This is a genomic window from Ruegeria sp. CDSB117, assembly GCF_059611005.1.
Map to the genome: position 1 here is coordinate 1 of NZ_JBXWOS010000006.1, position 13,323 is coordinate 13,323.

At 51.2% G+C, this 13,323-nt stretch carries 12 protein-coding genes; 7 read left to right on the plus strand and 5 right to left on the minus strand.

The genetic code is table 11. The annotated features are described in order from the left end of the window. Positions 1–577: 577 nt before the first annotated feature. The 3 genes from AC2FJC_RS08470 to AC2FJC_RS08480 form a co-directional block, all read right to left on the minus strand. Entirely contained in the window at positions 578–1,762 is a 1,185-nt protein-coding gene (locus tag AC2FJC_RS08470) for an alpha/beta hydrolase (RefSeq protein ID WP_496739156.1), read from the minus strand. 481 nt (positions 1,763–2,243) lie between these two features. Continuing rightward, positions 2,244–2,747: a hypothetical protein gene (locus AC2FJC_RS08475; protein ID WP_496739157.1), complete on the minus strand. Its 504-nt coding sequence runs from the start codon at positions 2,745–2,747 to the stop codon at positions 2,244–2,246. A 430-nt stretch (positions 2,748–3,177) separates the two neighbouring features. Further along, complete coding sequence (locus AC2FJC_RS08480) at positions 3,178–3,828, minus strand: hypothetical protein (RefSeq protein ID WP_496739158.1); 651 nt, start codon at positions 3,826–3,828, stop codon at positions 3,178–3,180. A 116-nt stretch (positions 3,829–3,944) separates the two neighbouring features. On the opposite strand from AC2FJC_RS08480, the gene AC2FJC_RS08485 reads away from it, so the two are divergent. Further along, positions 3,945–4,151 carry a helix-turn-helix domain-containing protein gene (locus AC2FJC_RS08485; protein WP_496739308.1) on the plus strand — a complete coding sequence of 69 codons (207 nt, stop codon included), beginning with the start codon at positions 3,945–3,947 and terminating at the stop codon, positions 4,149–4,151. A gap of 289 nt (positions 4,152–4,440) precedes the next feature. Here the strand turns inward: AC2FJC_RS08485 and AC2FJC_RS08490 are convergent, their stop codons facing one another. Continuing rightward, positions 4,441–5,766: a tetratricopeptide repeat protein gene (locus AC2FJC_RS08490; RefSeq protein WP_496739159.1), complete on the minus strand. Its 1,326-nt coding sequence runs from the start codon at positions 5,764–5,766 to the stop codon at positions 4,441–4,443. A gap of 144 nt (positions 5,767–5,910) precedes the next feature. Between AC2FJC_RS08490 and AC2FJC_RS08495 the strand changes: the two genes are divergently transcribed. The 6 genes from AC2FJC_RS08495 to AC2FJC_RS08520 all read left to right on the plus strand — a co-directional run bounded on the left by AC2FJC_RS08495 (position 5,911) and on the right by AC2FJC_RS08520 (position 11,662). Continuing rightward, the gene (locus tag AC2FJC_RS08495) at positions 5,911–6,219 is read left to right on the plus strand and encodes a hypothetical protein (protein ID WP_496739160.1); all 309 of its coding nucleotides are present in this window, start codon (positions 5,911–5,913) and stop codon (positions 6,217–6,219) included. A gap of 4 nt (positions 6,220–6,223) precedes the next feature. Continuing rightward, positions 6,224–7,678 (plus strand): guanitoxin biosynthesis MBL fold metallo-hydrolase GntH, encoded by a 1,455-nt coding sequence (gntH, locus tag AC2FJC_RS08500; RefSeq protein ID WP_481669243.1) that lies wholly within the window; start codon positions 6,224–6,226, stop codon positions 7,676–7,678. Positions 7,679–7,761: 83 nt separating this feature from the next. Then, on the plus strand, positions 7,762–8,871 hold the full coding sequence (locus AC2FJC_RS08505) for an HlyD family secretion protein (protein ID WP_496739161.1): 1,110 nt from the start codon (positions 7,762–7,764) through the stop codon (positions 8,869–8,871). A gap of 29 nt (positions 8,872–8,900) precedes the next feature. Further along, positions 8,901–9,587 (plus strand): ABC transporter ATP-binding protein, encoded by a 687-nt coding sequence (locus tag AC2FJC_RS08510; RefSeq protein WP_496739162.1) that lies wholly within the window; start codon positions 8,901–8,903, stop codon positions 9,585–9,587. Further along, entirely contained in the window at positions 9,587–10,990 is a 1,404-nt protein-coding gene (locus AC2FJC_RS08515) for an ABC transporter permease (RefSeq protein WP_496739163.1), read from the plus strand. The genes AC2FJC_RS08510 and AC2FJC_RS08515 overlap by 1 nt, the downstream gene beginning before the upstream one ends. Positions 10,991–11,008: 18 nt before the next feature. Next, positions 11,009–11,662: a DUF3299 domain-containing protein gene (locus AC2FJC_RS08520; RefSeq protein ID WP_496739164.1), complete on the plus strand. Its 654-nt coding sequence runs from the start codon at positions 11,009–11,011 to the stop codon at positions 11,660–11,662. A gap of 704 nt (positions 11,663–12,366) precedes the next feature. Here AC2FJC_RS08520 and AC2FJC_RS08525 read toward each other — a convergent pair. After that, positions 12,367–13,320, minus strand: coding sequence for a hypothetical protein (locus tag AC2FJC_RS08525; protein WP_496739165.1), 954 nt, complete (start codon positions 13,318–13,320; stop codon positions 12,367–12,369). Positions 13,321–13,323 lie beyond the last annotated feature (3 nt).

Genomic DNA, 13,323 nt, shown 5'->3' on the forward strand with positions numbered 1-13,323 from the left:
GAGATTGTGGGCGTCTCAGGCGTGCATATTATGGCCTATCGGCGCGAACACCTTGTCTCCAGCATCATCCTTGAATCAGGTGTTCTGGCAGGACGGCGCAGGCGGAATAAAGGTTAACCTGTCTGGTTGGATAACCATTGCGTGTCGTCATTGAACTTTCGGAACAGCCGACCACTTGCAGTGATTGACAGACTTCTAACCGTGCTGCTTTTCGCTGCAGACGCAATGTGCGGATTGCTGCCGTTGGGGCGGGCGCAGCGAATTCACACTTCGTCCGCAAGGCAGCCGTTCACTGAATTGTTCTGATTGTCCGCATCGAGCACTTACGACTCGCAACCCTGCCGCTGCTTCGCTGCGGGTGCATACGTTCGCTCGGCAGCCCCTTACAGACGGTCGTGACATAAGCATTATGGGCTAGGTCCGCAGGCACAAAGAGTGGAAAAAAGCCGATAGTGGTCATGGACTCACAAACATTCTTGTAGAACCATTTGGCCCCAGGCGAATTGCCGAGGGCACCCGCCTATTGTTCAAGTCAGTTCAGTTCGTTCGATGATCTTATAGGTCAGGACGGAATTCTTCAAAAATCTCTTTTTTCATTCTCCCTGCGACGTCGGCTTCCTTTGGAAAGTTCCAAAAACGGCAGCCACTCACCTATGACAACATCCTCTTTGAATACGTTATTGTGAGTTAAAAGACTGCTTCTGATCTGGTGGATACGAGGATGCTGCGCACAAAATCCTTTGCAGCCAGCGTTGCCGAACAACTGGTCTTTTGCAAGAAGTCGCACCCCACCATCGGGTAGAAACTTAACCCACTCGTCGTTAGTGGAAATCGTATTGAGCACACTTCCGACCACCGCTTTGTCTAACAGCGATGACCAATCATAGTTCGTATTGAGGATCGAACCGCACAGGATCACGGCGTCGAAATTTTTGGTGATGTCGTTTGCTTCCTGCAAATAGCGTCCGACGATGTATGTCCCGAAGGAGTGAGCGATCACTGAAATAGGCCCTTCGTACTGGCGTCGGACTTGGATCAGCCAATCCCGGAAGCCTTCAACAACGCCAGCCTTCTCTGGCTTCGAAGCAAGGATTGAGGCTTCGCGGTAACCATAGATGTATGGCGCAATAGCCCATCCAGAAGCGGTTGCCGACAGGCACAGATGCGGAAGCCAGCCCTCAGCATGCGTGCGTATTCCGTGGATGGGCACGATCACGCCCTTGGGCATTTGCTGCTGGGACCAACGCCGCCCGGTGTAGGAAACCTTAACTATTTCAAGGTCAGGCGATGATATTTCGGGAGGGTGAATTGTCTTAACAGTCGAGTGGAGTTTTATCTGGACAAGTCCATGAGGCACTTCGGAGCGCGTGGTGGCCAACAGTTCAAGATAGGCATCCACTATAGAGACCTGTTCCTCCGCCAAGAGTTGTACATCGAGAGTGACACCATTGGCGTCGTATCGCTCACTCGACTTGGGAATTTGATCGGAACGCGCAAATAGGATGATGATGTCCATGTCTGACGGGCGCTTCTTTTTGGATACAAAGGAGCCACCCACGATGATCGATCTCGCCCCTGCATTTTCCGCCCATTCAACGATGTTGCAAAAGGGTATGTGGAAGTCGCTGCGCACCACCTCCTGGTGGATCCCGATCATGTGTTCGCTGTCGCTGCAGAACGTATTCAGAAACTCGCTTAATGATATCACGTGCGTACCAGGAACCAGAAGACCCTCATTAAAGGTCAATCCCTCATTTGACATTTATCCGCTCCACAAGAACTTTGTAGCTGGTTAGTAGCATCCAGATGAGAGGATACAACGGGCGAAGGTCAACTCAGTCAGCCAGGCTCGGCACTGTGACCCTCGAAAGGCCGCTATGCTCCGCACAGCCGTCGTTCCTAGCGTTACAGGCTGACTGTGCAGGGAATGGCAGAAAAAGTCCGCTCACCAGGTATCCCGCTTTAGACGGTAAACGACCGCTTTTTGCGGTTCGCTGCTTGCTGCACGTGCAATGTCCTAGAAGTCGGTGAACGGCAACTTAGGGCTCTTATCTCCAATTGAGATGACAAGAGCGCGGCGCTGACGCACATACTTAATGGCAATGCTGCAATACTATGTGAAATTGCTGAACGGCCATGCTCTGCGCTTTAGAACGCCGCTCAGCACTTACTCTCTGCTAACAATGGCTTAGCCCTTTCGCTGCCGTGTATTTGTGCGAAAGATTTTGAGGCTACGCGAGGCGTCAAAACAACAGCTCTTGAAACTCTAGCCATGCTTGGCCGTCACTGTACGATTTCGAGTATTCAACCCGGCTGTTGTGGTTGGTCGTCCAAGTAGCCCGACCAATGCAAGTGACTTCTCGGGGTGATTGAGCTTCCGTCGATATGTTCACGAGGTCGCGCATGGCAACGCCATAGTTTTTCGCGGCCTGATCTTTTGACAATGCTATAATTTCGTCTTGAATACTCTCGCAGTCCAGATTTCCGACCTCAATATCCATTTGCCTCAACAAATCAGCCACCATCTCCACTGGGTTTGGTGGCTCGCCTTGAGAGAGCCAGTTCAGCCCATAGGTCAATACAAAGCTAGTTGCCAAGAAACCGACCACCACTTTGACAAGTCCAAAGGCGGAACTTGAGGTGGAATCTCCATCATCCTTAAAATCCAATGGAGCTCCACAGTGAGGGCATGATGCGGCGCGATCTGAAATTTCAGCTTCGCATTCGTAGCAGGTTTTTAGGGCCATCGTTCACTACTCGTTTTGTATGTTTGATTGGTTTTTTGGTTTGGGCCGGAGGTTTCTGCGATGTTGCCGTGGCGATCTTGGATCGCATTTTCAACGGGGTTCAGAGGTTGAAACTTGATCAATCCTGACCAAGCCAGAAGTCACAACGCAGGTTCGTGTTCGGCCTTCTCGTTGATTGGTGGCTATTTGGCGGACAAAATCATCGCCATGCCGATCAGTGGAACAAGCATAAATTGGATTGAACAGATTATGCGGAACCATCCGTTGATCTTATGACCATTGGTTTGCAAACGCATTCCACTGCGGAACATCCATTGGCCAAGATAGAAGCAGGCCAACATTGCGACTGCACCGATTAAGAACTTCATTTTGTATCCTGTTTTTGGGGGTAGAAAGTTCGGATCAGATATTGACCGGCAAGTTCTAGGGTCTATTGAAGGACCAACACTGCGCACACCTGTGAAAAGTCGGGGTAGATAGGATCGGACGCGCTTTTTTGCCCGGTTTGCAGGCCGAATTCGATCATCTCATCCATGCATAGAGCGATGCGTTCCGCAATCATCTGCAGCTGCCCGGTTTGGATCAGGTGCTGTACTTGCGCATCGGAAGGAATCAAAGCTGTGTAATAGTTCGCGGCAGATGCGACTTTGATCTGGTAAGTTGCATGTCGCCAATCGGCTATCTTGGCGTCAACCGATAGATAGTTCGCCAGCCAACTTGGCAAGCCAATACTCTCCTCAGGCTCATCGGCTTCACCAAATATGAGACCTTGTGCGGAACCAGCTAAGATGAAGTCGAGGAAATACTGCGCGTCGGCTTCAGTCGCGATCGAAACATCTGTTCCAAATTCTTTCAACATTAAGAGCCCAGCCAATAGAGCCCGCTCGGTTCCAGTACCCCATAGACCGTCAATCTGCTGAGAGTACAAGTTCTGCTGTTGAAGCTCAAATTGCGCCGCTTCACGAGAGGCATGGTCGAGCTCACGGAATGCAGTTTCTAGGTTGTGACGTTCGGTCGCTGTCTGTGCAAAAGCAACGCTGCCGAAAGCAAACAGAAGGGATGAAAGTATAATTCTCAGCAAGTTAGATCGCCTTATTCCAAAATGGGATTATTCTAATTTGGGATTATCAGGTCGCCAACGACTGATCAATACGGCACCTAAAATTGAAATCCCTCAGAACCAGAGAACATCAAATATTGATAGCTGGCCTCAAAGAGGCCAGACTCCGAGCAGGCTTGACGCAAGCGCAGCTTGCGGAACGTTTGGGCACTGTTCAGTCGTTCGTTGCTAAATCAGAAACTGGTGAACGACGAATGGATGTGGTCGAATTTGCAAGATGGGCGGATGCAACGACCGGCATTGAGGCATTCTGCAAAATTCTCACAGAGATGGTAGAACCATAGTGTACTTCTCGGGCAAACTCTCTGATGTTACAGCAAAGAATAATTCCACTTTTTCTGAAACTGGCGTCCAAGTCCAAAGACTAAAGAACACTGCGCCGCAAAGAAGCGGACGATCGCAATTGCGGACATAAATGCCCAAGTTGCGGGACGAAGCTGCCGTTAGCTACAACAAATTCCGATGACCGCTTTCGGTGTATTAACACTACCAAGGTATGTTCACTTGTGTTGGCGGTAAAACACACTTTACGCACATGTGCCTGTCTCCAACCATGGCTCGAAAAGGAAAATCTTAAAACCGCCATCCCGCATCTGTTAAGGCTGAAATCACCCCTTCCGACAAATCTGGGCTGGAGTAAAACGCTGCCAGAACCAATTCTGGCCTGAACTCTGGCCAAGACTGTTTCAGTTGGTTCAGTATTGCCTTCGCTTTGTTGGTTTCACCCAACCTCTGATGGGCAGCCGCCAGATAAACCAATGACAACGCACTGACAGGGTCACCGTTGTCACTCGCAAATTTCAGAGACGAGATTGCCTCCCTGAACTCTCCAATGTGAAAGCTGGCAACTGCGTGAATGTTCCTGTGTGCAAACCGATGGCTCCCAATTTCTCGCGGATGGCTTGGGTCACTGACTTCATACGCTTCTTCAAAACGACCCAGAACCAGCAATATCAGGCCGCGAAAGTCCAGAACATTTCCATCTTTGGGACGTAGCGACTGCGCGAGTGCTGAATATTCCAGTGCATTGTCATAGTCGCCAGAGACATAAGACACCCATGCCAGCGCGGATTGGCTCCAGCCGTTTGAGGGCGCAATGTCCACCGCTTTCTGTGCCATTTCTATTGAATACAGTATCAGTGCGTCACGCTCTTCCCCGCCTCGCGATAGGAGGGCCTGGGTTCCCAGGCTGTGGGCCAACCCAGCATATCCACAGTAGAAATCGGGGGCTTCTTTAATAGCCATACTGAATATGTCGCCAGCCAGGATCTGGTTATCGATAGATGCGATTGGAAAGAGCAGGCCCCGAGCTTGATCACAGTAGTTTGACGCCTGTACTGCAGCGGGTGATTTAGCGGATAGAGCCTGTCGCTCAAGTGAGCGCGCGGATGTCTTTGGGTTGAGATCAACAACCTGTTCCATGCGCCCGCCCAAGACGTAAGCAAGAGCAATGATCGCTATGGTGACAGCAGGGATGCCAATCAGCCAGGGTAATCCTGGCCTGAATGGCGTGTGATCGACATTGCTCTGAATTGTACCAGAGCGGTCCTCGAACCAAGGCGCGTAGCCGCCGCTATCAATGTGAATGCGCAGATCGTCTCCAGCACCTGCCGTTTCATAGTATTGCTGAAGTTTCCGCCGTAACCGCCCCGCATCCACACGAACAACGTTAATGTGGCCGTCATCACTGGCAAAACTCTTGAAGTAAACATCCTGAGCGATTGTTTTGCCAAGAATAGCCTCGGATCTACCCGCAATGGCCTCTTCGACAACGTAGCTCAGAAAATTCCGAAGGCGTTCCGCCTTGCCAAACATGTCACTCGCCAACACCTGGTCCAGCGCGTACTTCACACGGGTCGCGTGACGTTCCGGATCAAGGGTCAATTCTCTGTCGGGCATCTGAAACTTCAAGTTTCTCTGTATTTTCAACTTCATACTGTCAAATGAATATTTGAATGTCACCCTAATTTCACGGTGTAACCCTTCCGCGTTGCGCGATGTGCCCTCAGCCTGGTGCCCAGAGATGGACTAGGCGCCAGGGCAATGACGGACATCAACTTACTAAAGCTCGCTTTTCCGGACCAAATCATCTGCATCCGCGTCATGCGAAAGAACCATCGTGGATTCGAGGCACTTTGCAGTGACTTCGAGTTGCTCTCAGCCGAGTTGGAGAGGGCCCGGAAGGTCAATGAGCAGACGTCACCATGTCTGATCGACCCTGTCACCGAAAGCCTAGACGGGCTGGCCGAGGAAATCGCCGAGCATCTCTCTCGCTTCACCAATTCAGAGATTGTCCCGAAAGCCATTTCAGAAGTGGTTCCCATATTCACCCAGGCTCGAACAAAGGACTGAAAATATGCTGCAAGACAGACAGAGGAAGTCAATTAAGTCACTCAGCGCACTCGCCGTCGCAGCGACATTGTTCGCCACAAGTGCGTTCGGTCAGGCTCCTCCGGTACAGGAGCCCTCATCCCAAGAAGATATTGAGGCTGCACTGACTGGCGGCGTCCCAATGGGACGTTGGAAAGAGGGCCTGACCTTTGAGGGCATCTCTCCTCAACCGTGGTTGAAAAGTGCGGCAAACTGGTTCCCACGCACCGAAGATGTACAGCCCAACGAGATGAGAATTATCTTCATGGGATCCGCTCCGTTCATTCGCCCTGGGCAAATGAACACGGCGATTCTTGTTGAGTTGGGTAACGGTAAGATTTTCATGTTTGACATTGGTGAGGGCTCACCAGCGAACATCATTGCCAGTGGGTATGCACTGAATGAAATTACCGATGTATTCATCACGCACCTGCACGTAGACCACTTTGGTGGGTTGCCGTACCTGTGGATGTTCGGAACCTGGGCCGGTGGATGGCACGAGCAGTTGACGGTCCACGGCCCATCCGGCCGCACCAAGGAGTACGGCACCGCAACGATGGTAGAAGGCATGAAAATGATGACCGGCTGGCACCGGGATGCGTTCAGCGTCTTTCCCGTTGGCAAAGGTTGGGACATCGAAGTCAATGAATTTGATTTCCGTGACAATGGCGGCGTGATCTATGATGAAGACGGGGTCAAAGTCACACACTGGCAAAGAAGCCATGCCAAGGACGGTGCGTCCGGATACCGGATGGATTGGAATGGCATGTGCTTCATCTGGACAGGTGACGGTCGACCCAACATGATCGATATTCCTTTTGCCAAAGGCTGTGATGTCTTCGTCACGGAACAGCAGCAGGAAATCATCGAAATCTCATCCGGAGTTCAAGGCGTGCCGCCATTCCTCGGGCGGTATACCGTCGATACCCATCACACGCCCAGCTATGCGGCCGGCTACATTGCCAACTTGGTGCAACCCAGGCTTCTGATGAACACTCACATGAGCTATGACCCCTATCAGATCGAGGAAACCGTGGCGGAAATCCGAGAGCACTGGAAAGGCCCCTATCACTTTGGAGCGCCTGACGGGATCGTTGTGAACGTCACCAAAGATCAGATATGGGTTCGCGAAGGCATATTGCCCGAGTTTCCAAATTCACGTGCGCCGCAGTTTGACTTTAGCAATGGTCAGTTGATCGTGCCGAAGCCACCCCATCGGCGCGAAGACATCCAAGAACCCTACGTGCGCGATATGGAGATCGATCCTAAGCTGTACTATCCCGAGGGATATCATCCTGAGCTGCTGACCGAGTGGCCAGTTGATGACGACCTTGTTGTTCCTCTGGAAGCGCTTCCCGAAAATCTGAAAGAGAGTATGGGCGCGGCGTGGCGCCATCGTGAAGCCAACCGCAAAGTGTTGGAAGAGCAAGGTGACAACTAAGTCATCATGACAAACAGGGCGATCACTCGTAAGTTTGGGTGGTCGTTCGAGCTTTTCTGGAAACATCACGAAGGAATGAAGTCTTGTTAATCGTACTTGGCCTCTACTTTGGAATAGTCTGGCTGGTCTTTTCCAAGTTTCACCTTCTCCCCTGGAATGGATTCTGGAAAACTCTGGTTTACGGTGTAGCCGGTGTTATCGCTCTGGTGGTCATCGGTGCGCTGAACCACACAACTCCGACTGGCCCGGTATCCATTCAGGGTGTTTCAACGAATATTGCTCCGAACGTGGCGGGCACGGTTACAGAAGTCGTTGTGGAGCCAAACCAGGAAGTCGCAAAGGGCGAGACCCTATTCCGGATAGATAATGAAGTTTTCAAAGCCGAGGTTTCCCGGCTCGAAGCTGTCTTGGAAACTGCAAAGTCATCTGCCGACCAACTGGTATCAGATTTATCAGCTGCCGAGGCCGAGATTGAATCCCTGACTGCTCAGCTGACTTTCGGAATTCAGCGTCGTGATGACATCATCCGTTTGGAAGAACGCGGGGCATCAACGACGTTCCAACTGCAAGAAGCTGTCTCAACCATCGACCAGTTGACCGCGAATATCCGCGCAGCAGAAGCCCGGAAGACAAGCCTTGAGCGGCGTATCGCCGCGAAGATCGACGGGCGCGACGCAGGTGTTGTGGAGGCTGAGCAGACACTTGCGCAAGCTCTTTGGGATTTAGAGCAAACAGTTGTAAAAGCGCCGGGAAACGGCGTTGTCACGGCTGTATCACTACGGCCAGGTAACCGCGCCACTCCGCTACAAGGGGCAATAACTTTTGTCGAACCCGGAGACTTTGCAGTAATTGCTACTCTTCCCCAATCCAGTCGTGCCAATGTTTCGGTCGGTGACGAAATCCGACTGGCATTTAGAACGGAACCCGGTGGAGAAATTACCGGCCGTATTTCCGATTTTCCGGTCGGAACTGTCGAGGGTACTGTTGATCTTAGATCAGGCCTTCCCTCATTGCGCGAACTAACCGGGATATCCAGCTACATCGTATTGGTTGAACTACCTGCAGATGCAGACAGTAATTCCTTGCAATTTGGAACGTCAGGAACAGCTTTGGTCAAGACAGACAAAGCCGGAGCCATTGGTGTTTTGGCAGAGATCCTTTTCTGGATCACTAAAAAGCTCAATTATCTTTGAAAAACCAAGCCAAAACATCTGTGTCATCAATGAAAACTGTTGAACTCAAATCATTGGTGTTTCGGTGGCCCGGTCAACCTGACCCGGTTCTCTCAGTCGATAGCTTCGATCTTGAGGTCGGGGAAAGCGTGTTTATGAGAGGCCCCAGTGGCAGCGGAAAGACCACGTTGCTCTCGGCAATTGCTGGCGTGATCGATGTACCGCAAAGCGCGGTTCGCGTTGCAGGCACGGATGTCGGCGCTTTGGCCGGAGGTGATCGTGACCGTTTTCGCGTGGATCATTTGGGGATTGTTTTCCAGGTCTTTAATCTCTTGCCTTGGCTCAGTGCGCTTGAAAACACGTTGCTGCCCTGCCGGTTTTCAGCGCAACGGCGCAATCGGTCGGGGCCAGACCCCAAAGCTACCGCAACACGGTTGCTAAGTGATCTGGGTCTTGAGGATGCTGCGCTGATCAATCGACCTGCCAGCGCACTGAGTGTTGGGCAGCAACAACGCGTTGCGGCGGCGCGTGCTCTGATAGGGGCGCCTGAAGTAGTTTTGGCGGATGAACCCACCTCGGCTTTGGATGAGGACGCAAAAGGCTCGTTTGTCCAGTTGTTGTTGAAGGAATGCAAAGCATCAGGGGCGAGTTTGTTATTTGTCAGCCATGATCGCAGCCTGGAAAGACACTTCGATCGGAGCGTTGACTTGCCGATGCTGAACGCGGGCAAAACGTGATGTTCAATCTTTGTTATAAAAGCCTTCTCAATCGCCGCTTTATCGCTGCGTTAACTGTTCTTAGCATTGCCTTGAGCGTGGCTTTGATTGTTGGGGTTGAACGACTGCGAACGGAGGCACGAGCGGGTTTTGCCAATTCTGCATCAGGGATCGACCTGATCATTGCGGCACGCGGAAACGATGTGCAGATCCTGATGGCAACGGTTTTTGGTGTCGGCACAACTGGCGCTGGTATCAGCTGGGACAGCTACGAGATGATCGAAGATCTGCCCCAGATAAGCTGGACAGTGCCAATCATGATGGGTGACAACCATCGTGGATATCCCGTGATCGGAACGTCCGAGCAATATTTTGACCACTTTCGTCATAGTGGCGGCCGGCAACTGATATTTGCTGAAGGTGTTCCGTTTAAATCTCCAGATGGTGCAGTGATTGGAGCAGAAGTTGCTCAGGCTTTCGGGTACACGTCAGGCACTGAAATCGTGAATGCCCATGGCTCAGGGGAAGTCGCCTTTGATGTGCACGACGAAGCGCCATTCACAGTGACCGGCGTGCTGGGGCATACCGGGACGGCCGTCGACAGAATGGTTTTTGTCTCACTCGAGGGTTTTGACGCCTTGCACGAAGAACCTGCGTCAGAGGTTGCGGACCCATTCGTTTTGATCGAAGCACCAGAAGTCGCCAGAGAACACGAAGACCATGACCATGTGGAGTTAGACGAGCCTGACGAGCACGAAGAAGGGCATCAGGAACATGACGACCGTCATGCTCACGGAAGCGGCCATGAAGACGAGGGGCAAACTGCCACGACCTCTGACGGGCACGATCACGATGGCCATGATCATGAACCGGGGACCATCAACGCGATTTTTGCCGGGCTGGAGGAGAAAACGGCGGTGCTTTCAATTCAACGGCAACTGGCAGACCATCGCGACGAGGCATTGACCGCTGTTCTTCCTAATGTTGCGCTGTTGCAGCTTTGGTCGATTACCAGTACGGCCGAGACTGCGCTGCGTCTGATGGCAGGCGCTGTGGCAGTGGCTGGAATGATCGGCATGGTGGTCATGTTGTCTGCTTCGCTCGACAACCGGCGGCGTGAATTTGCGATCCTTCGATCCGTGGGCGCAACACCAGCCGGCGTATTTTCCCTGATCTTGCTTGAAGCCGTTTTATTGTTGTCGGCCGGCATCGTGCTTGGAGTAATCGCGCTCAGCGCTCTCACGCTCGTGATAGATCCGATTCTTGCCGCAAATTTTGGGCTTCGCATCGGTGTTGGCCTGCCGAGTTTTCGCGAGGTTCTTCTCATAGCCCTAGTTTTCTGCTCTGGTCTTCTTGCCAGTATTATACCTGCGTTAAGGGTGTACCGTATGACGCTATCAGACGGACTGTCGGTGCGGCTTTGAATAAAAGGATCCGCTGAAATGAAGACCATTGCGCATTTTCTGAATATCTTATTCGCCTTTGCGATTGCGGGGCCTCTTCTAGCAGGGGATCCGCGCAACATAAGTTGGCAGGATCTCCTTCCTGAAGAGCGGCCTTATCACGATCCTTTTGCCACCCTAGAATATTCTCAGGTCAATGCGTTGGCCATGCTTTATCGGATTGAGATTCTGCATGCGGACACTGCGGATGACGAGAAGCGCGCCGAAGCGTTTCAGATCCGCGAAGACCTCGTATCTCAAGGCCTTGACCCAGATTGGTTGTTTGAACAACGCGAAATTGTGATGAACCAACGGTTGATTGCCGCGCGCGAACCGAACCTTGACCTTTTGGGGGAGAACGTGCGCCTTCCCGGCTATCTCCTTCCCCTGGATATTGTCGACCAGAAGGCGGTCGAATTCCTTCTGGTTCCGACAGTTGGAGCCTGCATTCACACACCACCACCTCCAGCCAATCAAATGGTTTATGTGCGATACGAACAAGGCTTCGAAATCGACGAGTTATATAAGCCTGTCTGGATAAGCGGGGAAATGCGGGCACTGAGCAGGTCCCAGTCACTCAATTACGTGGACGGCCAGGCAAATATCGAAACCTCATATGCGATGGATGCGCTGTCGGTAGAAATCTATGACTGATCAGTCAGACTAGAGGTCCGTTCTATGGCTTCACCGGGATAAATCTTTGCACCGCACCCCTGTATCAGGATCTTTGGTTCGTGCAGATGTGACGCTGCAAATCTCTTCTGAAGCTCCTTGATGATCAATAGGGCGATTTTTTTGTCACGATCCGCCATTTCGTGACCACACCATTCCGCGCGTACGGGTTTCACAAGTACACCCGGCAACCCTCGCTGTTTAATCAGCTTATCATAAGTAGCGAGAACTCTTTTTCATTGCTCTTGATCGATCATGTTATCTCTTTGACCTATTGATCAGAGTTCTTAATCGAATCGCATACCGCACTTGTAAGCCGCCTTTCGTGCGTGTCGCAGCATCCGTTAGTTTGGGCTCTATGGCGACCTTAGCCGCGCACCGTTCGAATAGCGGCTTATGCAAATACTATCACCTTTTTCTCAGAACACTGTTGGCGGGATGTTACTCCCGCCTCAATATCCTATCGCTTACGTTTTTTGGGCTTTTTCCATTTAACCTTAAACGGCTGGTAGTTCTTAAACCGCCTGTTATCTGCATAGAAGCGCTTGAACACATTGTTGATCCGGTGTCCAAGTTTGACTTCGGTGCCCTCTCTCTGTGTTTGCCATTTCTTAAGGCCCGAGACAATTTTTTTTTCTGAGCTTGGTGCCATCACGCACGCCGAAGATCGTCTGCTCCATCAGCACCTATGCACAATACTCAAAAAGCCGAAAATCATGGTACTTGTTCAACTCCCGCGAAGAGTACAGGCAAGGTTCACCCGTTCCAAATTTGCGGTAATCAACCTCTTTCCCCAGGTAGGGTGGCTTGGACATGTACCGCCCAAGTTTGCTGAAACTGCCTTCAAGAACGGTTGCCGTTTTGGAAAGTATCGGCAGTTTTGTGATGTTGCTTTTGAAGCCCTTGGCATGATCCATGAGTGCCTTGGGGTCATTTTTATCATACCCCCAGCAGAGGGCGTGAGCATGTAGAGAAAAGAACTTCCCTTTCTGGTCTTTGGGATAGTTTTTCATCGCCTGAACTTCGAGAACGCCAAGGGCGTCCATAGACGTGTAGTTGCGGATCGCTGACTGAACCTTCTGCTTAAACTTAAATACTTGAAACGTGCCGTACCTCTCGTTGACCATATGTGCTTCATCAACAAAGGTTATCCAATACACCTTCAGAAGCGGATCTTTCTTAGCTCGGAGATGAAGCTGATGAAGTTGATCAATCGTCAGTTCTCCAAAGCTTTTTCGAAGCTCAATGTCGCTGGCTGGCATGTGATCTGCGTAGAGGCCGTTGCGGCCCAACAGCGCATCAAAGTCTGAAAAATCAGTTTTTACAAACCTGCGCTTCTCGTAAGAACTGAAAACAGTTTCGCTGTACTTGTCGCAAATTTCTCTGTGGATTTCTTTACTGTGAGCCCTGTCATCATCGTAGCGTGTAACTTTGTTTTTTAGGCTGAGTGTTGGGGGTGAAGTATTGATATCCTGTATAGAAATACTCTGTTTAGATAGTTTATCCCACTGTTTAGACTGTTTTTCAGTGTTCTTCGTTGCCTTACAAGCATGGCGGCTTTTTTCCTTCTTCTTGCGCCCCTTCTTGGCTTTCGGTTTTAGTTCCGACTTAGCCTTTGAGTTTTGGTTCTTGAATTTCATTGG

Excerpts from the sequence above, each read along its gene's own strand:
- AC2FJC_RS08525 (WP_496739165.1), bottom strand. The coding sequence starts at position 13,320 with ATGAAATTCAAGAACCAAAACTCAAAGGCTAAGTCGGAACTAAAACCG.
- AC2FJC_RS08490 (WP_496739159.1), bottom strand. The coding sequence starts at position 5,766 with ATGCCCGACAGAGAATTGACCCTTGATCCGGAACGTCACGCGACCCGT.
- AC2FJC_RS08510 (WP_496739162.1), top strand. The coding sequence starts at position 8,901 with ATGAAAACTGTTGAACTCAAATCATTGGTGTTTCGGTGGCCCGGTCAA.
- AC2FJC_RS08495 (WP_496739160.1), top strand. The coding sequence starts at position 5,911 with ATGACGGACATCAACTTACTAAAGCTCGCTTTTCCGGACCAAATCATC.
- AC2FJC_RS08470 (WP_496739156.1), bottom strand. The coding sequence starts at position 1,762 with ATGTCAAATGAGGGATTGACCTTTAATGAGGGTCTTCTGGTTCCTGGT.
- AC2FJC_RS08520 (WP_496739164.1), top strand. The coding sequence starts at position 11,009 with ATGAAGACCATTGCGCATTTTCTGAATATCTTATTCGCCTTTGCGATT.
- gntH (WP_481669243.1), top strand. The coding sequence starts at position 6,224 with ATGCTGCAAGACAGACAGAGGAAGTCAATTAAGTCACTCAGCGCACTC.
- AC2FJC_RS08515 (WP_496739163.1), top strand. The coding sequence starts at position 9,587 with ATGTTCAATCTTTGTTATAAAAGCCTTCTCAATCGCCGCTTTATCGCT.
- AC2FJC_RS08475 (WP_496739157.1), bottom strand. The coding sequence starts at position 2,747 with ATGGCCCTAAAAACCTGCTACGAATGCGAAGCTGAAATTTCAGATCGC.